This is a genomic window from Peptoniphilus equinus (assembly GCF_027921445.1).
In the GTDB taxonomy this organism is placed as follows: Bacteria; Bacillota; Clostridia; order Tissierellales; family Peptoniphilaceae; genus Peptoniphilus; species Peptoniphilus equinus.
On the sequence record NZ_CP115667.1, the window covers coordinates 1242441 to 1262260 of the forward strand.

The 19820-nt window shown below is 43.7% G+C and carries 27 protein-coding genes; 14 read left to right on the plus strand and 13 right to left on the minus strand.

Features of this window, described 5'->3' with window-relative positions:
* Positions 1–226: 226 nt before the first annotated feature.
* Both O6R05_RS05985 and O6R05_RS05990 read right to left on the minus strand, forming a co-directional pair.
* Complete coding sequence (locus O6R05_RS05985; protein ID WP_271191075.1) at positions 227–1303, minus strand: tetratricopeptide repeat protein; 1077 nt, start codon at positions 1301–1303, stop codon at positions 227–229.
* A gap of 3 nt (positions 1304–1306) precedes the next feature.
* Positions 1307–2035, minus strand: coding sequence for a hypothetical protein (locus tag O6R05_RS05990; protein ID WP_271191076.1), 729 nt, complete (start codon positions 2033–2035; stop codon positions 1307–1309).
* 129 nt (positions 2036–2164) lie between these two features.
* Between O6R05_RS05990 and O6R05_RS05995 the strand changes: the two genes are divergently transcribed.
* Entirely contained in the window at positions 2165–4318 is a 2154-nt protein-coding gene (locus O6R05_RS05995) for a stalk domain-containing protein (protein ID WP_271191077.1), read from the plus strand.
* 62 nt (positions 4319–4380) lie between these two features.
* Here O6R05_RS05995 and O6R05_RS06000 read toward each other — a convergent pair whose 3' ends face one another.
* Entirely contained in the window at positions 4381–4848 is a 468-nt protein-coding gene (locus tag O6R05_RS06000) for a pyridoxamine 5'-phosphate oxidase family protein (RefSeq protein WP_271191078.1), read from the minus strand.
* A gap of 322 nt (positions 4849–5170) precedes the next feature.
* On the opposite strand from O6R05_RS06000, the gene O6R05_RS06005 reads away from it, so the two are divergent.
* Positions 5171–6187 (plus strand): aromatic ring-hydroxylating oxygenase subunit alpha, encoded by a 1017-nt coding sequence (locus O6R05_RS06005; protein WP_271191079.1) that lies wholly within the window; start codon positions 5171–5173, stop codon positions 6185–6187.
* Positions 6188–6234: 47 nt separating this feature from the next.
* Here the strand turns inward: O6R05_RS06005 and O6R05_RS06010 are convergent, their stop codons facing one another.
* From O6R05_RS06010 to O6R05_RS06025, 4 genes are all read right to left on the minus strand, one after another.
* Positions 6235–6834 carry a nitroreductase family protein gene (locus O6R05_RS06010; RefSeq protein WP_271191080.1) on the minus strand — a complete coding sequence of 200 codons (600 nt, stop codon included), beginning with the start codon at positions 6832–6834 and terminating at the stop codon, positions 6235–6237.
* Positions 6835–6959: 125 nt separating this feature from the next.
* Positions 6960–7271, minus strand: a complete 312-nt coding sequence (locus tag O6R05_RS06015) for a winged helix-turn-helix transcriptional regulator (RefSeq protein ID WP_271191081.1) — start codon at positions 7269–7271, stop codon at positions 6960–6962.
* 110 nt (positions 7272–7381) lie between these two features.
* A complete protein-coding gene (locus O6R05_RS06020; protein ID WP_271191082.1) occupies positions 7382–7900 on the minus strand; it encodes a dihydrofolate reductase in 519 nt (172 codons plus the stop codon).
* A gap of 30 nt (positions 7901–7930) precedes the next feature.
* Complete coding sequence (locus tag O6R05_RS06025) at positions 7931–8332, minus strand: YbgA family protein (RefSeq protein ID WP_271191083.1); 402 nt, start codon at positions 8330–8332, stop codon at positions 7931–7933.
* Positions 8333–8479: 147 nt separating this feature from the next.
* Here O6R05_RS06025 and O6R05_RS06030 point away from each other — a divergent pair, with 147 nt between their 5' ends.
* The gene (locus O6R05_RS06030; RefSeq protein WP_271191084.1) at positions 8480–9655 is read left to right on the plus strand and encodes a M20 metallopeptidase family protein; all 1176 of its coding nucleotides are present in this window, start codon (positions 8480–8482) and stop codon (positions 9653–9655) included.
* A 67-nt stretch (positions 9656–9722) separates the two neighbouring features.
* Here the strand turns inward: O6R05_RS06030 and O6R05_RS06035 are convergent, their stop codons facing one another.
* Both O6R05_RS06035 and O6R05_RS06040 read right to left on the minus strand, forming a co-directional pair.
* Positions 9723–10484 carry a DeoR/GlpR family DNA-binding transcription regulator gene (locus O6R05_RS06035; protein ID WP_271191085.1) on the minus strand — a complete coding sequence of 254 codons (762 nt, stop codon included), beginning with the start codon at positions 10482–10484 and terminating at the stop codon, positions 9723–9725.
* Positions 10478–11068: a class II aldolase/adducin family protein gene (locus tag O6R05_RS06040; RefSeq protein ID WP_271191086.1), complete on the minus strand. Its 591-nt coding sequence runs from the start codon at positions 11066–11068 to the stop codon at positions 10478–10480. Before O6R05_RS06040 ends, O6R05_RS06035 begins: the two co-directional genes overlap by 7 nt.
* A gap of 265 nt (positions 11069–11333) precedes the next feature.
* On the opposite strand from O6R05_RS06040, the gene O6R05_RS06045 reads away from it, so the two are divergent.
* The 11 genes from O6R05_RS06045 to O6R05_RS06090 all read left to right on the plus strand — a co-directional run bounded on the left by O6R05_RS06045 (position 11334) and on the right by O6R05_RS06090 (position 17868).
* Complete coding sequence (locus O6R05_RS06045) at positions 11334–12647, plus strand: APC family permease (RefSeq protein WP_271191087.1); 1314 nt, start codon at positions 11334–11336, stop codon at positions 12645–12647.
* On the plus strand, positions 12644–13471 hold the full coding sequence (locus O6R05_RS06050; RefSeq protein ID WP_271191088.1) for a purine-nucleoside phosphorylase: 828 nt from the start codon (positions 12644–12646) through the stop codon (positions 13469–13471). Before O6R05_RS06045 ends, O6R05_RS06050 begins: the two co-directional genes overlap by 4 nt.
* Before the next feature lie 3 nt (positions 13472–13474).
* Positions 13475–14515, plus strand: coding sequence for a s-methyl-5-thioribose-1-phosphate isomerase (locus O6R05_RS06055; RefSeq protein WP_271191089.1), 1041 nt, complete (start codon positions 13475–13477; stop codon positions 14513–14515).
* 160 nt (positions 14516–14675) lie between these two features.
* Complete coding sequence (locus O6R05_RS06060) at positions 14676–14987, plus strand: hypothetical protein (RefSeq protein WP_271191090.1); 312 nt, start codon at positions 14676–14678, stop codon at positions 14985–14987.
* A 311-nt stretch (positions 14988–15298) separates the two neighbouring features.
* On the plus strand, positions 15299–15463 hold the full coding sequence (locus O6R05_RS06065; protein ID WP_271191091.1) for a hypothetical protein: 165 nt from the start codon (positions 15299–15301) through the stop codon (positions 15461–15463).
* A 281-nt stretch (positions 15464–15744) separates the two neighbouring features.
* A complete protein-coding gene (locus O6R05_RS06070) occupies positions 15745–16689 on the plus strand; it encodes a plasmid recombination protein (protein ID WP_271191092.1) in 945 nt (314 codons plus the stop codon).
* Positions 16670–16861 (plus strand): hypothetical protein, encoded by a 192-nt coding sequence (locus tag O6R05_RS06075; RefSeq protein WP_271191093.1) that lies wholly within the window; start codon positions 16670–16672, stop codon positions 16859–16861. The genes O6R05_RS06070 and O6R05_RS06075 overlap by 20 nt, the downstream gene beginning before the upstream one ends.
* Positions 16854–17057: a hypothetical protein gene (locus O6R05_RS06080; protein WP_271191094.1), complete on the plus strand. Its 204-nt coding sequence runs from the start codon at positions 16854–16856 to the stop codon at positions 17055–17057. Before O6R05_RS06075 ends, O6R05_RS06080 begins: the two co-directional genes overlap by 8 nt.
* Positions 17058–17183: 126 nt before the next feature.
* Positions 17184–17390 (plus strand): hypothetical protein, encoded by a 207-nt coding sequence (locus O6R05_RS06085; RefSeq protein ID WP_271191095.1) that lies wholly within the window; start codon positions 17184–17186, stop codon positions 17388–17390.
* Between the two features lie 62 nt (positions 17391–17452).
* Positions 17453–17569 carry a YjcQ family protein gene (locus O6R05_RS08315; protein WP_390904730.1) on the plus strand — a complete coding sequence of 39 codons (117 nt, stop codon included), beginning with the start codon at positions 17453–17455 and terminating at the stop codon, positions 17567–17569.
* A 50-nt stretch (positions 17570–17619) separates the two neighbouring features.
* Positions 17620–17868 (plus strand): hypothetical protein, encoded by a 249-nt coding sequence (locus tag O6R05_RS06090; protein ID WP_271191096.1) that lies wholly within the window; start codon positions 17620–17622, stop codon positions 17866–17868.
* A 573-nt stretch (positions 17869–18441) separates the two neighbouring features.
* Here O6R05_RS06090 and O6R05_RS06095 read toward each other — a convergent pair.
* The 4 genes from O6R05_RS06095 to O6R05_RS06110 all read right to left on the minus strand — a co-directional run bounded on the left by O6R05_RS06095 (position 18442) and on the right by O6R05_RS06110 (position 19653).
* Entirely contained in the window at positions 18442–18900 is a 459-nt protein-coding gene (locus O6R05_RS06095; protein WP_271191097.1) for a hypothetical protein, read from the minus strand.
* The gene (locus tag O6R05_RS06100; RefSeq protein WP_271191098.1) at positions 18897–19046 is read right to left on the minus strand and encodes a hypothetical protein; all 150 of its coding nucleotides are present in this window, start codon (positions 19044–19046) and stop codon (positions 18897–18899) included. Before O6R05_RS06100 ends, O6R05_RS06095 begins: the two co-directional genes overlap by 4 nt.
* Entirely contained in the window at positions 19036–19341 is a 306-nt protein-coding gene (locus O6R05_RS06105) for a hypothetical protein (protein ID WP_271191099.1), read from the minus strand. Before O6R05_RS06105 ends, O6R05_RS06100 begins: the two co-directional genes overlap by 11 nt.
* Before the next feature lie 150 nt (positions 19342–19491).
* Entirely contained in the window at positions 19492–19653 is a 162-nt protein-coding gene (locus O6R05_RS06110) for a hypothetical protein (RefSeq protein WP_271191100.1), read from the minus strand.
* Positions 19654–19820: the final 167 nt, after the last annotated feature.

The window sequence follows — 19820 nt, forward strand, 5'->3', positions numbered from 1 at the left end:
TCAGCTCGATTGCCGCTGCCGTGTCAACACAGCTTTTATATAATAGGTCTTCTGAAGTGGTTTGTCAAGTTGTTTTTTCTTTTTCTTTTCAAACTGTCTGCTTCAATATGCCGCCGACATCTTCAGTTGACTTTATCTAGTTTAGCATCTCAAGTTTTCCTTGTCAATGGAATTTTACAATTATTCCTGAGATTTTTTTCAGACTTTACGTGTCGTATCTCGACTATTATATATACGTATCAATCATCTGCGCTAACGTGTCTGAAGGTTCGATGGCATTGGCCTGCTTTAAATAGTCGATGCCATCGCGCCGCCCCATATTGATGAGGAGTATCCCTAGGTTATAGAGCATGGTATAACTGCTCGGGAAGGTCGCTATACCTTCCCGATAGGTATCTTCCGCCGCGATGTTGTTTCCCACCGAAAGGAGTATAAGGGCCTTTTGATTGTAATACGCCTCTTCTTTATTCAGCTCAAGAGCCTGCAATACCCAACGGAGAGCTTCGTTGTGCTGTCCGCCGTTGTAAGCTACAAGACTCTTATAATAGTAGAGCTTATCTAATTGAGGATAGCTTGCGCTGACCTCATCCAGTGCGCTTGCGGCCTGAGCAAACTTGCCGTAACTCAAATAGGTCTCAGCTTCTTCCATGCGGGCACTGTCTTTGATGTCATCGATGAGGAGACGCACGTCATTCTTCAACTCTTCGTTATCTGTCGTCTCCAGAAATTTTTTAAAGTAAAGGTAGGCTTTGAGCTCATTACCTAAGTTGTGATTGATGTAACCCAATTTGTAATAGGCCAAGGTGTACCCTATATCGCAAAGGTGTTCATAGCCTTGGACAAGTTGAGCAATCCACGCACTTCGCTCATCATCGTTCAGCTCTTCCTGACGAAGGCTAAACAGCTCTTCATCGATATTCAGTTTAGTAAAGGCCACGTCTGCATCAGAGTCTAAAAGGGCGCTTTCAGCATTGAGATAAGTTCGTGCTTCATCTAATTTATCGTTATCATAATAGGTTTTGGCTAAAGCGAGGATGTAGTCTTTCGGGTTATTAAGGATATGAATGATCGCCCGATACTCATCTTTGTATTTAAAGTCCGGTTCGATACCCAAGAGGTAGACGATCCCCTCGGTGACGCGTAGAAGGTTGAAATTTTCCTCCAAGTCCCCTGATTTGATGCCGGTGACAAGACTGGTGAGTCGCACGGGCAGGGGTATGGTGGGAATGGTGATGGTGCCGATGACCATCGGTTCTTTCAGTTCAATAAACACGATGTCTTTTAGCTGTTCATTTTTATTCATGCATTAAAACCCTCCCATATAGGTGCGTTTGCGCATTGACGAGCCTTTGAGAAGGCTGTAAAGGGAGCCTCGAAAAACGGCGTATACGGCGGTGATAACTTGGAACACAAAGTAGCTGACACCAAAGCCCGGATAATAGGTTAAGCCTAAAGGTATTTTTACCACATTGATGAACGTAAGAGGATTCACAGCAAAAAGACCCCAGGCAATCAACGTGTAAATCCCCACCGGCAGAAACCAATGGACAAGATTGTCTTTGATAAATCGAAAAGCTCCGGTATAAGCGTCAAGGTAGCTCTCGCCGCCAAGATAAATCTCTTCCGCAATGACATTAAAGCCGATAAAAAAGACCATGGCAATCAGTCCGGATGCGACAGGCAGAATCATGCGGGCAACAGCGAGAATAAAGTAGACGGAATAGATGGAGAGAAAGTATTCCGTAAAGCTGGACTGAAAGCCCCGACGATTCAGATGAATCCGGTCAAATCGGATGAGATCGTGCATAATATAGAAGAAGCTTGACAGGATAAGCACCTCGACAAGGGGTGTGACCCAGCCGCTCAGCATAGGACTGAGAACCAACACCACACGATTGACAGCCAACATGATATAGAATATGGCAACGGAATATACAGCCGGCAGTACCACTATCACCGGATTATTTTTAATCCGTCTCAAGGTATCTTCCCCCGCTTTTTTATAGACCAGTTGTAGATCGGATACTATGTTCATGGTTCACCTCGGTTTGATTTGTTGGTTCTATTGTATCCTGCCTGAAGTTTTATTTCAATTCCGTGACAATCCGCCAAAAATCCTTTTTCTCTTTAGGAGAGTTGTTATAATAGTAACTAAGGAGGAACTATGAAACGATTACGATATTCAATTTATGTTATAGCACTGCTTTGCGTGATGGTCTTGACTCAGACGACCTACGCCGAAGAGGTGTACCGCGAGACGTTTAGTCCGGGCGCGACGCGTGTGACCTATGATGTGACCTACGACAAAAACCGGGCGATCATTGAAGTGTTGGAGTTGGATCTGAACAATCCGGGTCTGGATCTGAAAGTGGTGGCCGGTCAAGGCAAGTATACGCAACACGCCACGGTTTCATCTATGGCTGAACGCACCGACGCGGAAGCTTTGGTCAACGGCGATTACTACAACACCTTGCTTCAAGGGGCACCGGACAGCGCTTCCATTATCGACGGACGACTGGTGAGCTCTCCTGCGGTCTATACCGATCGCCACACCCTTGCCATTACCGCAGACAAACGCGCCGTCATCGATACCACGTACTTTGAAGGCAAGGTCACGGCCGCCAACGACGTCAGCTATCCCATTGACGGTTTGAATAAATCCTATTATTGGTACGACGGCACCGGCGAGTACTCTCACGAAAATAAAATTCAGGTTTACAACGATTTCTGGGCCTCAGCTTCCAGAGGTGATGAGAAAAACACGGAAGTTTTAGTCAACGCAAACGGCGTGGTAGAAGCTATCAGTCCGAAACAAAGTCTTCCCTATGCCGTACCAGACGGCAAATTAATTCTTCAGGTATCGGCGGCGGCGGAAGACTTTGTCAATCAAAACATCAAGGTCGGCGATACGATCAAAGTCAATTTCGGCATCACGCCAAATGATAACTATCAATTTTTAATCGGCGGCCACGCCCTCTTGGTGGACAAGGGACAAAGCGTGCCGTACACCAAGGACATCAATGTACTCGGGGGGCGTCGTGCCCGGACAGCTGTCGGAGTCTCTGCAGACCACAAAATGATCTATCTTATCGCCGCCGAAGGACGCACCGATCGTTCGAAAGGTCTCACCTTAGGCGAGCTGTCCGACTTTATGACCCGGCTTGGCGTAGAGCGAGCTATGAACTTGGATGGCGGCGGTTCAACCGCCATGGTGGTGAAGAACCTCGGCAACACGGAACGCACTCGGGTGATCAACCCTGAAAAGAATGCTGCCGAGCGCAAAGTAGTCTCCGGTATCGGCATCTACAATACACTGCCCAAGACCGGTCAGCCCCAAGGTATCAAGTTTACCGGCCCCGATACTCTGGTCATTGGCGAAAGCGGTCTCTATCAAGCGACCGGAGCGTGGGATACCAATCTTCACCCTATGGATATCAGTTCATGGGGTTACCACTTTGAGACACCTTCCGACTTAGCTCTGGTGTCTGAAAGCTATCTTCTTGCACTACAGCCCGGCAACTTGGAGCTCGCTTTAAAAGCGGATAACGGACTCAGTGCGACAAAACAAATCACCATTCAAGGCTATGATGCCATTAAAACATTGACCGTCACAACCGATAAGAAGCGCATCGCGCCCGGCGAAACACTTCACATTCAGGCGGAAGCTACGTTGAGCGACGGACGCAAAGTCATCCTCAGTCCGAGAGTGTTGGATTTTATGCTCACGGATATGGAAGGAAGCTGGGACAGCGAATCAGGCAATCTCCTTATCACCTCTACCGGCAACGGCATCGGACACATCACGCTAAAGGGCGGCGGTATCATACAAGGAGAAGCCAAACTGTTTGACACGTCGGTCACAGTGATCGAAATGACCGTCAATAAAAAGGCTTACACTGTGAACGACACGGCGGCGACACTGGATGCCGCACCATTCATCCAAGACTCCAGAACTCTGGTTCCGGTACGTTTTGTCGCCGAGGCCTTAGGCCTTGATGTCGCATGGGATGAAGCCACCAAACAAGTCACCCTGCAAGGTGCAAAGACGTTAAAGCTCACCATCGGATCGAACGCGTATATCGTTGACGGTGTATCACAAGCTATGGACACCAACCCGCTTATCAAAGACAGCCGAACCTTTGTGCCAATTCGCTTTATCGCGGAGGCCTTAGGTCTTGATGTCGCATGGGATGAAGCCACCAAGCAAGTCACCCTCATCAACATCCCGCAAAATCTGAAGGCGACTAAAACGCCATTGGCCGACGCGCCTAGCACGCCCGAAAGCAAGCTCGCGGTACCCACCGATCAACCAGCTTAATTAAAAATAAAACGTCCACGGTTTCCTAGCTTCTGGAGACTGTGGACGTTTTTATATGCCTTTCAATTGTGAATTTTACAGGAAATATCCGTGACGGTAAGCTTAATCACTGCGGTGCGTTCCACACGACCGGGTTCAAATGTCCAGTCGGATTTGCCTGTCGCCTTTTCCATAATCGCTATCAAGCCGCGGCGCTTTTCCTCCAGGTCGTGAAGCATCTCAATTTTGCCCTCACCAATGACTGACTGAAAAGCCGCACCATAAGAACAGGCCGTGTCCTCACCGTAAACACGGTGCCCTAAATCCATTTCAAAAGCCGCATAACCTGTCGCTTCAATCAGGGACACCTTGCGCCCTTCGCCGGCACCGTGAAAATAAAAGACCCTCTCAGTGTTATGTTCAAACCCGAAGTCCAGGGGCACTATATAAACCCGCTCCCCATCTCGCAGTCCGATGCGAATCGTCTCGCACTCACGAATCAAGTTGTCGATAACGACCGAGTCCGTGACCTCCCTATCATGTCTTCTCATGTGACCACCTCATTCGATTTATTACATTCAGTTTACCATAATGCAACGGCATTGGAAACCTGCTCAATATCGCGAGGCCGCTTTTTCATGGGTAACACAATTCCTATGCGCTAACAAGTTACACCTTATTTGATTGATCACCATAAGTTTAGTTATACTTGCGCGTGTTATTCGCCGGTACGGTCGGATGCTTTACTCTTACGCAGACAGTCTCCATAGCCTGCCAATGGTACCTCATCATAAAAACGCTGAAAAACCCCTTACTTTTTACGGCACTTTCATGTATAATTAACTAAAATGAATGTAAAATTAAGGAGTGCTTATGATTTCAAATATGTGGTACGCCATTGCTGCGTCGTCTCAAGTAAAAGCCGGTTACATCACCACGCTTCGGCGACTTTCAAAAGATCTTGCTCTCTACCGGGATCCAAGGGGTGCTTTGCACTGCGTCTACGATATGTGTGCGCACCGCGGTGCCAGCTTCGAACGCGGCAAGGTATGTAACGATGGCATTAAATGTCCTTTCCACGGCATTGAATACAACACCAAGGGGCAAGCCACGCTCATCCCCAGCGACGGCAAGGCCAACCCTAAAAATCTCTCACGATTCCATCTGACGACCTTCCCCGTGATCGAGGTGGATGAGATCATCTACCTGTGGTACGGCAAAGGCGAGCCCAGTCCGTCACCTCGACCCCTGCCCCACATTGGCAACATGGCCTACGATGAAATTCAAGTACCGTGGACAACTCACTATTCCCGAGTCATTGAAAACCAACTGGACGTGAGTCACTTACCTTTCGTCCATCACAATACCATCGGCAAAGGAAACAAAACTTTGGTGAACGGTCCGAAGTTTGTATTTGAATCCCCTAATGAGATGATTCACTCGGCAAACAACGCCGTCGATCATGGACAGCTTCCTAAATCCAACGAGGACGCCGCGATTCGATCCACCTATATGACCTTCCGCTGGCCCAACACTTGGGTGAACCATATCAGCGATAAATTAAACATCATGGCCTACTTTGTGCCTGTGGACGATGAAAATACCCTCTTGTGCCTACGCTTTTACAATCGCTTTACCGGCTTGGAAGCTCTGGACCGATTGATCGCCAAGTTCGGTTCCATAGGTAACCGTGTAGTACAAAATCAAGATCGGGTGATTGTACAAACTCAGCGGCCGAAACGCTCAGATCTGAAAATCAACGAAAATTTGGTGCAGGCCGACCGTCCCATTATTGAGTATCGAAAACGCCGAGCGGAACTTATCGCAGCCGCGGACGAGACCTCCGAGAAATCACCTCAGGCCGCCAAACCATCGGAACATGATGCATAACCACACAAAAACACGGAGACTGTCAGCCTCCGTGTTTTATTGCCATCTTATTTATAAATTTTCACCCGTTCTTCAACCGGCTTCACATCTTTATCCCCCGCTTCATCACCGGCTTTGCCGAACGGCATTTGACCTCGAAGCTCCCAGCTCTTCGGAATATCCCAAGCGTCTTTCACCTGTTGGTCAATGAGCTCCGTGTAGTGTTGCAAAGACGCCCCGTAGCCCGCCAGCGTAAGGGAAGTCCACACATTAAACTGATGCATACCGCTGGCTTCCTTGGACCAGATAGGAAAGTTTTGTGCGTAAAGCGGGAACTGTTCCTGAAGTGCTTTAACGCCATCTTGATCTTCATAGAAGAGCACCGTCCCGTATCCCGCTTTGAATCCATTGATCTTATCTTCAGTGGCGCTGAAACTGTCTTCAGGGACAACCTCACGCAGTGCGTCCATAGTGATGTCCCAGAATTTATCATGCTCCTGACCTAAGAGGACAACAAGCCGTGCAGTTTGTGAGTTGAACGCGGACGGCGTGTGAATCACCACATGTTCAACCAGAGCCTTAATCTCATCATCGCTGAGCACCGGTTCTTTGCTGATGACGTAATGCGTGCGACGTTGTGCAATAGCATCTTGAAAGTTTTTTAACATGATTAGCCTCCATATAGTATAGCAGTTACGTTTTGTAATTAACACTTATATTATGCCCGCAATTTCGTTTTTTAAACCATTTTAAACAGACAAAATAAAAAATCGACCGCATCGCGACCGATTCTTTATTTTATCCACTTTTCAGCCCATATTTGAATCTCATCCATAACCTTACTGAGGTCTCTGCCTTTTTCCGTGAGTTCATATTCAATGCGAACAGGCGTCTCCGAATACACTTTGCGCTCTACAACGCCCTGCTTTTCCAACTCCTTAAACCGTTCAGTCAGCATACGGGCACTCAAATGAGGAATGGCCGCCGCCACATCGGAAAAACGCTTTTTACCGCCAAGCAGCGTCCGAATAATCAATCCGGTCCATCGCTTGCCAAGAAGCTCGAAAGCATCTTCAAACTTGGGACACATTTGAAATTCTTCCATAACATTTCACCACCTGGTGCTATTTTACCACAAACACAATACTTTTCCGTCTAAGAATTTTTGAATGCTGCCGACTCACAAGAAGACCATGCCAATACGCACCGCGAGATTTAAAAAAGTTTGCTGTCCCAAAACTTGACCTGACGATTCTTATATGTGCTGATATGATAGTCCACCTGAGGATCGTGAATCGTATCTGTCCGATCCGCCAGTACCCAATGGCCCAGCTCATCCAGATTTGGAAAATACGTGTCCACACGATCAAAACTTCGATGCATCTGCGTCACCAAGGCCGTGTCACAATAATCTAAAAACATCTTATAGATGGCCGCCCCGCCGATAACGACAAAATCCTCCGGCGCCGTCTCGGCATACCTCGCCATGGCTTCCTCAGGACTGTGTACCACATCAAACCCCTCGACCTCCACAAGATGCCTGCTGAGAATAATATTGCGCCGCCCCGGAAGAGGCATTTTATTCGGCAACGACTCATAAGTGTTCCGACCCATGAGGACGGTTTTATCCATCGTCTGTGTTTTGAAAAATTCCAAGTCACTCTTCAGGTGAATCAACATATCCCCCTGAGTTCCAATACCCCAGTTGGCGTCGACATTGACAATAGCAAACATAATAACTCCTTTATTCTTCTATACTGCACTTCATGTCGTGCTTTCAGCTTGATCGAAAATCGACTGTTGCATTAAATAACGGTTTGGATAGCGCTCTAAATAGTCTTTTAACAACGCAATCAAAACAGTAGCGTCCCCCTCCCCGGAGGTGAAAGCATCAAGCATCTCAAAAAATTCTTTTTTCTGCGCCGTCGTCGCCCGATCTTTAAAGTAACCCCAAAGGTGCAACAAGCCGTTTCGCCCTTCGCCCGGTGTAATCGGCAGAACCAGTGCCTCATCAATGAGCGCCTGAACCGTCTCAACCTGCACCACATCCTCTTTTAAATAGGTACGCACCGCGACATAAATCCTTTGAGAGCGGCAAAGCACATTATATTTATGCCTCGCCCATACAGTCTCGGCGCATTGTCGCTCATTCTTTTGCGATGGCATACCCATGGTTCCTCCTTTGTCTTATGTATAGGGTATACCCAAAGACAAACCTACATCACTATCGCCCATAAAGGTTCGCCATTTCCTTATTATGCATTATAATAGAAATCAAACAACCCTTTTGAAATTTTAATAGAAGGAGTATCTATGTACAATCTATTATCCGACGAAGAAGCCCGCATCATAGATTTTTTCCACACCATGCACGCCCATCCCGAACTGTCGAATGAAGAGTTTGAAACCACTGCGCATATTAAAGCCTTTCTCAGCACCTTATCCCATGTTGAACTCCTCCCTATAGCCACCCCCACCGGCGTACTGGCCAAGATTGAAGGACCCCATCCCGGTCCGACGATCGGTCTGCGGTGCGATATTGATGCCATTGCCCAAACCGAAAAATACCCTTGTGAGTTTCAGTCCGTCTACCCAGGAAAAATGCACGCCTGCGGCCACGATTTTCACACCGCCGCCCTGCTCGGTGCGGCACAAATTTTAAATCGCCGCTACGATGAGCTGAAGGGGACAGCCGTACTTCTTTTTCAATGCGCCGAAGAGACGACAACCGGTGCCGACTCTATGATCCGAGGCGGCCTGTTCGAACTGACCCATCCCGATATGTTTTTCGGTCTGCACAACTGGCCCTTGATTCCCGTCGGGAAAGTGATTTGCAAAGAAGGCGCGCTGATGGCGGCGAAAACCAACTTTGGCATCACCATTCACGGTCGCGGCGGCCACGGCTCCATGCCCCACTTAAACGTGGATCCCATCGTCTGCGCAGCATCCGCTATTATGTCGCTGCAAACCGTGTTAAGTCGAAACATCGATCCCTTTGAACCAGTCGTCTTGTCCATCAACGCCATTGAAGGCGGCAGCTTCGATAATTTAGTGGTCGATAGCGTACGCATAGCGGCCACCATTCGTACGCTGAGCACCGACGCCATGGCGCGCGCCAAAACTCGAATGGAAAAATTGATCCACGATACCTGCGCCGCCTACGAATGCACTGCCACCATCGTCTACCATGATAATATCCCCCTGACCTTTAACAGCCAACCAATGTACAAGCTGGCGGTGAAAGCTGCTGCACGCGTCGTCGACAATAGCGACATTATCACCGTCGAACCCACCATGGCCAGCGAAGACTTCGCTAAAATCATGGCAAACGTCCCATCCTTTATGTATTGGTTCGGCAGCGGCACCTCAGGCGTAGAAAACCACGCCCTCCACGACCCTTACTTTCACGTCGACGAGCAAGGCATAAAAACAGCCTCCGAGGTTCTTGCCAGTTCTGTATTTACCGCTCAGGAAACACGGACTGATTAATGTAAAACGAGAATACTATACACAAACACCCCGTACCGAAGTCAACGCTCAGTACGGGGTGTTTTGTTCAATATTCTACTGCCACATCGGCGAGGTTAAAAAATTCGAGCCATTCGCCGTTCAATTTTTTGTCCGTAATGACAATATCCAACTTGCCTATAGGTCCATAGACAATCGCTGTATCATCATTAAATTTCGTATGATCCATCACTAAAATTTTGGTTTTAGCAATGTCCAAACAGGCTTTTCGAAAATAAAAACCGTCCAGACTGTTGTCCCCCAACCCGCGAACTTGGTGTATCGACGTGAAGCTGAGAAAACATAAATCAGCGCCGTATAACTTCAACTGTTCCAATGCACTATACCCATAAAAAGAATGGGTCTTTTTATTGTAGTTGCCACCGATGAGGATCAAGTTGATTTTGTCGCTCGCTGAACAAATGGTGGCAATGGACAGCGAGTTCGTAATGATACTCACGTAGATGTCTTTGGTGACAATATATTTTGCCAGTTCCACGCATGTGGTGCTGGAATCCAGCACGATAATCTTTTTTGCCAGAATGTGCTTAAATGCCAAACCGGCTATATACTTTTTTTCATCGACGAGAAGATTTTGTTTGATATCATTGCCGATGCCTTTTTCGAAAGCATTTTTTAAATACGCACCGCCGCGAGTTCGGGTCAATTCATCCCGATGCTCCAGCTCGATTAAATCCTTTCGAACGGTCTCTTCACTACACCCCAACACCGCAGCAATGTCATTAATTTTTAACACGCTGTGAGATTCCAAATATTTTAGAATCTCACTGTGCCGTTGAATTTTTAGCATGATTCACCTATAACGTGGACGTGGCCTACAGTACGTGCATAGTAGTAAAGCTTGGACAAATCTTCCACATATTCCGCCGCCGTAAATGCACTGTCCAGATCCACGCCGCAACTAATCGCACCATGATTGGCTAAAAGACAGGAGTTGGTCGTCGCTAAGTAGGGTAAGATCTTCTGTGCCAATGCTAAGGAACCGGCTTCGGCAAAGGGTGCCACTCTAAGTTCTCCACCAATAAAAGGTTTCATTTCAATGGAAATGAGCGGAATATCCTCTCTAACAATAGAAAATACTGTGGCAAAAGTGGAATGGGTGTGAATGATGGCGCGGTAATGCGGATAGGTCTTATATACTTCCAGGTGCATCCGCCATTCCGAAGACGGCACCTGGGCCGAGTCAAAAGGCTTTCCTTCTCTATCAATGCGCACAATATCCGCTTCCGTGATACTCATATAATCTCTGCCGCTAGGCGTAATATAAAAGCTGTTGTCATTTTCTTTAATACTGATGTTACCACTAGTACCGGCCACGAGTTTCGTCTCATACATACGACGTCCCGCATCTACCAATGCTTTTCTGTAGTTCATAGGTCACCTCTTCACCTAAGTATAGAGTATCCCCAAAACGAAAGCAATCTTTTTATTGGAATAAATTGGAATTTCTTTGATTTGTTGTTTAAAAACTGTTATTTTCACAATATTTTGCTTTCTCGATTTTCAAAACTTTAAAAATCAAGAGTTTTTTAACGCTACACGTATGTAAACTTCACAATTTTCTCCAACACTTTGTTGACTTTGCCCTCCCCTTTGATATACTGAATTTATTAAAATATAGGGAGGTTTGAGAGAGATTATGAAAAGAACAAAAATTACATTATTGGATTTGGTGGGCATCGGTATTGGTCAAATCATTGGCTCCGGCGTGATGATTCTCACGGGTCTTGCCGTCGGAAAAACCGGTCACGGCGTACCTTTGGCTTTTATTGTGGCGGGTATTATCGTCGCCATCACCAACCTTTGCTTAGCCACACTCGGATCCGCCATACCGGCCAACGGCGGTATGTATACTTATGTCAGAGATTTAATCGGAAAGAAAACCGGCTTTTTCTATGTGGCACTTTTGGCGGCAGGTCAATTGGTTTTAGCCAACTATGCGATAGGCTTTGCAGAATATTTGAAAGAACTGGTCCCTGCCATCAACGTGACACTGGTGGCCGCTGTAATGATGACCCTCGTCTTTATTATCAATCTCACAGGTATAAAGAGTGCCGTGCGCTTTCAAAATCTACTAGTGGTCATACTGATCCTTTCCATTGCTCTGTTTATTGTGCTGGGACTGCCTAAAGTCGGGGATTTTTCACCTTACTTTGATATGGCAACGATCATGCCCAACGGTTTTTCTGAATTTGTAGCGGCGATTTTTTTAGTGAGATTCTCTCTTGTCGGCGCGGAATACATCAATGAATTCGGCAGCGATGCTGAAAATCCCGGAAAAAATATTCCTCTTGCCATGATTATTTCTACCGTCGTGGTATCTGTGGTCTATCTTGGCGTCGGTTTTGTCGCAACCGGTGTACTCCCCATTGAAGAAGTGGCCTTTCAAACCCTCGGCAATGTAGCTCACACCATTTTCTCAAAACCAATTTACTTCTTCTTTATGATCGGCGGCGCCATGTTTGCCGTAGCATCATCACTCAATGCAGTTTTTGCATGGGCACCGAAGGGCTTAGCTGTTGCCGTAGACGATGGATGGCTGCCACAATTTCTCGCCCAAGAGAACAAAACCTTCGGTACGCCTCACTATCTGCTCACGATCTTCTATGTCATCGGCATGATACCTATTCTCACCGGCGGCACACTCGAAATTATCGCCGTCTTAGGCAACAACATCGGTCTCATCTTTGCCGCACTGCCTATTATTGCCGTCATGTTCCTGCCGTCAAAAAATCCCGAAGCCTATGCCAATGCCTATTTTAAACTGCCTCGATGGGCCATGTCGGTGCTTCCTATTTTCTGCCTGATCATCTTTGCCGGAGGATTTTATTCCAACGTTGAGTTCATCGGCGCATTCGGTATGAAGGTGCTCTTTGGCTACTGTGTCTTAGTGGCTGTGTATGCTAAAGTTAAAGAGCCGCATCTCAACCCTACGAAAGGAGTAGAACGATGATTCCCGAAAAATCTTTCACGACGTATCAACACGCCGCCGATTACATTCTGGCTCGCCTGCCCCATCCGGTAGACGTTGCCATCGTCCTCGGCACAGGTTTGGGCACACTGCTCGATGCCATGGATGACAAAGTGGAAATTCCCTATCGAGATATTCCCGGCTTCTTACTCGCAACAGCTCCGAACCATCCGGGCAAGTTCATCGCCGGAAAGCTTGCCGGGCGATATGTCATCTGTATGTCCGGACGATTTCACTACTATGAGGGCTATGACTACAGCGATCTTGCCACGCCGGTCTATGTCCTCAAACTCCTCGGCGTCACCACACTGATTTTAACCAACGCCGCCGGAGCCATTAACTACAACATTCATCCCGGCGATATCTGTGTTATCACCGACCATCTGAACTTCGCCACCGTCTCGCCAACTCGCGGCAACAATTTAGATGCCTTCGGACCGCGATTCTATCCCATCGATAATCTCTATGACAGAGATCTGCGCCGACTTGCCATGGACTGCGCCGTCCAACTCGGTTTTTCCCTCAAAGAAGGGGTGTACTTTTATACCGTCGGTCCTTTCTTTGAAACCCCTTCAGAAATTCGAGCCATGCGTCTGCTGGGCGCAGACCTGGTCGGGATGAGCACCATCACCGAATCGCTTACCGCCGGTCACTGCGGCGTAAAAGTGCTGGGACTGTCGCTTGCCACCAACTACAGCTCAGATCGTATCGAGGGCATGGATGGCAGCGAAGTAGAAGACGTCGCCGAACGTGCCTCAGCACAATTTAGACAGCTCATTCTTAAAATTCTAAGCGCTATGGAGTAACTCATGATACGACAGGACTATGACCTACCCTTTATGCTGCGCTATAACAACGTGGCATGGTACGAATCCGGACAAGTAAAAATATTGGATCGCCGTATTTATCCCCAAGAAGTGCGCTTTGTCACGTGCACCACACACCGTGAGGTCGCTCAGGCCATTGCAGATATGGTCACTCAAAGTGCCGGCCCCTACACGGCCGCCGGTATGGGGATGGCCCTTGCAGCCTTTGAAGCGCGGGACATGGACGACGAAGCGATGTACCGCTACCTGGAAGCAGCCTCAGAGACCATTTCTCATGCACGTCCCACAACAGCGAACCGCATGGGACAAATCACACGCGCCTGTCTTGACGTAGCAAAAACAGCTCGTGCAAAGGGCCAAGCCGTCGATGTTGCGATTTTTGAGTCCACCGTCGACGCTTTAAATCGCCGTTACAGCATAATGGAAAAAGTAGGCAAACATCTCTGCGGACTCATTCCACACCACGGCCGAGTGTTGACTCAATGCTTCGGCGAAACCATTATCGGCATGATGCTACGGATTTTAAAACATGAGGGCAAAGACGTCGCCTTTTACTGCTGTGAAACACGTCCCTACTATCAAGGTGCCCGGCTCACTGCGACATGCTCTCAGCAGATGGGGTTTGAGACAACCGTCATCACTGATAACGCCGCGGCCTATGTGATGAAAACCATCGGCATTGATCTCTTCACCTCAGCTGCCGATACCATTGCCACAGACGGCCACATCGCGAACAAAATCGGCACTTATCAACTGGCCATCCTCGCCCAACACTTTCACATCCCCTACTATGTCACCGGCATTCCCGACAAAGACAAAGCGTCAGTTGCCGACATCACCATTGAAATGCGCAGTCCGTCCGATATGCTGGAAGGACGAACTCACACCGGCGTGAAGGGCCTCTACCCTGCTTTTGACATCACACCGCCAGAGCTGATTACCGGTGTTGTCACAGACAAAGGTGTGTATAAGGCCGACAGACTCGGCACCTACTTTGATACGACAACAGAGCAATTCTATTAGACTGTCTGATGGCCCTTGACACAACACGCCAAGCGTCCTTGACAGACGACAGACGATAGGCATTGACGCCGTCCCTCGTAGGACTCAGGGCATACATGCCAACACGGATCTCCATACAGCACGATTAAAAAATGTGCCGAAGATACAATGCAAGATCTCGATGTACACATACACAACCACCGTTGACACGGTGGTTTTTCTTTTTGCTTCAAATGATTATCTGTCATCCCAAGCGATGGTGGACGACACCATAAAAACCAATGTGGAATTCCATCACAAGTTGGGTCTTCGTCCTAAAATCGTACGAAAAGAAGCCGGAAACTGTTGCGATTGGTGCAAAGAAGTTGTAGGAACTTATGAGTACCCCGATGAGGTGCCGGACAATGTGTATAAACGGCACCGATTTTGCCGATGTACGGTGGAATGTAACCCGGGGGATGGCAGACTGCAGAACGTGCATACCAAAGAATAGATAGATCCACAAAAAGATGATAAAATAAAAAAAGAAAGAAAGCTGGGTTGGTTTTTGATTTACAACTTTTTGGAAACAAGGATGCGGAAAAGCAATCAAAGCAGCAACTGAGAAAAGGTATCAATTCTTATATTAAATAAATAGAAGTTCATAAAGATAAAATCAAACACCCTGAAAAATACGATGTTCAATGGAATAGAAAGACGGACAAACAGAAACAAGGGTTAATTAAGCATTGGAATAAAGAAATTAATATTTTTATCAGAAAAATAGTATATCATAGAATTAATTTTTTTAGGAGAGTGAGAATTATGAATAATAAATTTTTAAAGTTAGCTATTTTAACTATTTACCTTATAGGTTTTATTTTAATCATATTATCCAATATCTATAAAAATATAGGCTTAGCTAAAGTATCTATGGGATTTTACATTTTATTTGGATTAATTATTGTTTTTTCTTTTTTTAAAAAATAATTTATATTAAGAAATATTGAATATTTTAAACACGGTTCTTGCGAAGCAAGAGTATACCGTGTTATGCTCTTAATAGGATTATTTATTGGTTCGTGCATTCTTAAAATGTTTGTGCGAATTTTTTATACAGTTTTTTAAGAGGTGTTTATGGGAGTCTTTTCAGTTCATATGCAAAAATTTTCTACTGGAGACATTAAAGGTCTTGAGTTGGAAGTTGATCGTAAAAGTCAAAATTTAAAGAATCAGGATATTAATTATTCTCTTTCAGAAAAAATATTAATTTGGTCAAACCTAAAATTAATTTATATTCTGACACTTTAAATAGAGTTGAGGCATTAAAAAAATTAGGCTCAAGAGTTCAAAAAAATTCTGTTACTTGTGCAGGATTTGTTTTTACACTTCCTAAAGATATTGAGAAGAGCAGTATTAACCAGGAGAAATATTTTAAAATCTGTGTTGAATATCTCCAGGATAAATTTAAAAAAGAAAATGTAATACAAGCTACAGTTCATCAAGATGAATCAAGACCACATTTACACGTATATTTAGTTCCTGAAAATAAAGAAATTGGGAAATTGCAAGCTAGAAAAAGCCTTGATAGGAATTTTTTAAATGACTTGCACAGTAAATTGCCTGAAATGTTAAATCAATCAGGATTTAATATTTCAAGAGGAGACAGTACAGATAAATACTATGTTGAGAACATTCATGACTATAAAGCTGCTATGAAAGAAATAGAAAAGCTGAAATTAGAAAAATTTGAGTTAAACAATACCATTAATGCTGAAAGAAAAACGTATATAGAGCAAATACATAGATTAAAAAACGACATAGAATTATTAAAAGCTGAAAAATCAGATATTAACGGCGCTATAGCTAAAGATAAGGCAGAATTTAAAAACATTAAAGACTATATATACAAATCTAAAGCCGATATTAAAAACTCTATATCTTATACTTCTATCCCTTTATCTAAAAATAAAGTAATAATCGACAAAAATTCATTTGAAAAAGTTGTTAGAGTTGCTAGAGATATCAAGTTACAAAAAGAATTAAAAAACAGCTTAGAAAAGCTGCTGTCAGATACCGAAAATCCATTAAATATTTTGAGAGATTTAGTTAGAAATAATTTAGACATTAAACGCGACCTTGAACAAACACTTTCAGAAGCCATAGAATCGAATTTAAGGCTTAAAAAAGAATATAATGAACAATTATTTAAATGAATCTTTTAATGCCTTAAAAGGCAAATATGAGCGTTTAAACGATATTATAGAATCACAGTCTCGTGAAATTGAAAAACTCAAAGAAGAAAATCAAAATTTAAAAGTTTTGGCAGATAATAATGCAGAAAGTTTTAAAAATGTTGTTCAAGCTACTAATTGTTTGTTTGATTGATGACGATGATTACAAAATAAATCTTGATAAAAAAAGAGTTAATCTCTTAAAGGCTATTGAAAAATATACTATTAAGTATTTAACTCAAGACGGATATTTAGATAAAGCTGATTTAGTAAAAAACAAATATGGAATATCTAAAGGCATTCAAAAAGAAATAGATACACTGTCTAAAAGTTATGATTTGGAGCGTTAGATTTTATCTTTCACCCTGGTAAGTAGTGAGATTTTATATAAAATCTCACTACTTACCAGGCAATTTTTATATTCATTATAAATATTAAAGACAATGAAGACGAGTTGAAAAGGAGGTTAAACCAAAATGATAAAAAATAATGATTGGAATTGGTCTGAAGATACTCTAAAAGCGATTATAAAAAACATAGTTGAAAGAAAAAATGAGTATGTTGAAGAAAAAGACGGTTCCGATTATTCTTTAGGGGTCATAGACGGTTATGCCTTTATTCTAGATTCTATAAAAAATGAATTAGAGGCGAGAGGTTTTGATTTTGAAGAATGGATCAAATAAAAGCACAAACCGACGAATGTTGGTAGGTGCTTTTTTAATGTCATTAATCGCGAGTTAATCGTGTGACATTCGCACATAAAATCACACCTTTAGGAATTGACTATTTAACAGATAATTCGTTTTTAAACAAAGCGAAAGATTTTCTAAAAGACATCAAAGCTATTGTGCCTTTTGTATAAAGTAGTGACCTGAGCACGTCATAAAACTGTTCGAGATGGAAGGGGCGACCATGACAAAGACACCAAAAATTGGCAATCAGAACCCCACGCAATCCATCATCCTACCCTACCGAACAAGTCGGTATCGTGACGCCATTGTCCTCTATGAGAAAGCGCAAAGAACTGCCCAACCGTGGCAAGTACAACTCTTAAAGCACATCTTAGCCATAAACGCGGACGGCCTTTGGACCCACACCAAGTCAGAATCATCTGCGTGGCGAAGCAGTTTGTTTAACTTGCTCATGGTACTGATCTGCTGAATACACCAATAGTCATCATCCAATAAAGATCGGGGAACATCGTTTCAATCAACTGAAATCCTCCCCGACATTTTATCGTAATATGCTATTCTATACGTAAAAAGTAGGTCTTCCTCTCCCCGCCAAAGCTTACAGTGGGTAATTACGATAATTTGAGGGGGACGCCTACTTATTTTTTATGCTCTTTCATATCAGTTGTCATGTTCAACCATAAATGCCACCATAAAAAACACTCATTATGAGTGTTAAGCAATAAAAAGCACCTACTAACATTCATCAGTCTGTACTTTTAGTTTTCTACTATCTCATATAACTCCGGCGGATAAATATAGTCCTCTCTAAGACTCTCACTACTTTTATACAATTTAATGCTTGACCTTTTAAAATAGCTATAATATCTACTTGCACACCCTTATTTAAATGGTGTTAAAATGTATAAATATAAAATAAACCCATGCAAAGTATCATAGTCGCATATTATAAATATTAAATTAATTAACTATCATTACACGCTATTCAACAATTATAAAAAAGGTACATTATTTAACTTATAATTTGTCGAAACCACAAGTATTATTCTTCAATCCTCAAGATGCTTGGCTTTAATCGGCTACTGATAAATTTTATTATTTCTTTTTCTAACTCTAGATTATATTGTTGTAAAAATTCATATCCGTGTGCTTTGATTTTTAAGTATAGGCTATTTCCCTTCTTTTTTATTGTAATATTGCTTATCTCACTGTAAGGAACTGATAATATAACTATAGAATTCGCCATAAAAGAATTGAAGAACTTTTCATTAATACCTATAGCTGAAAAAAAAGATATAAAAAAGACTGTTGCACTTAATAATGTTATAACTCCTAAAATAGATTTATCATTTATATACCAGATTACAAATCCTACTACTAATAATAATAAAGTTGCTATGATAGAAGTTTTTGGTATGTTCGCCTTGAATAAATTATGTTTTCTCTTCATTAAATTATAGATTATTATAATTAAAAACACTATGTTTACTAATATTTTCATAATCTTACCTCCAATTTCACAATGTCAGTAATTACTCCTTCTTCATCAATAATTCTATACCAACCCTCTTCAAGGCTAATGACATCGTAAATGTGACTATTAATCATATATACCGGATCAGATTCACCAATATATTTAACTTTCATTATCAAACCAACTTTTAACTTTCATTTTTACTCGTCCTGTTTGATCCGATTCAAACCAGTGTAATTCACATCTTCTATTACTATCTTTTAGCTTTATATACCCTTCCCCTCTGACTTTCCTCCAGTCTTGCGATTGGTTGCCGTACTGCTTAGCTAAATATTGTGAAACTTTTACTTCTTTACTTGTTTGTCCACCCGCAAATACTACAACGTTAGTAATCTTAGTTCCTTCTGAAAGCTTTGCAAAAGTGCCATCAGATAACTTTACAGAGTCTCTAAACGCTGCTGCACTCAAACTTTTATGAATAGTTATATCATCAAGATAACCTACTATCTCATTTTTTCAATATATTCCTTATACCACGCCTCATAGGTCATGTGAGCAGGTACTTTAATCACATGCCCCTCACCATCTTCTGCTGCTTTAGTACCGTCTTTATCCGCCCTATAGACGATGGTGGTTGAGCGGCATCGTGGTAGCATAGGCGGTGTTCAGTTGTTCACTGAGAAGCGTTTCGGCTTTTTTGTCTTGAGCCTGAGCGAGGAGGGCCATCTGTACCACGATTTCCGCTTCTATGGCTTTCAGTCGTGTGATACGCTGCCTCATGGTCAATACGTTTAGTTCTAAGAGGCGTACTCCTGACCATATAAATACAACATCAGAGTGCTGCAATCCAACTATAAAACTGATGTTACGATTGCCATCAAACGGTGATGCAGCATCTTGGTCATGATAAATCGTACAATTAAAAAGCGACCTCCTACAAGGAAGTC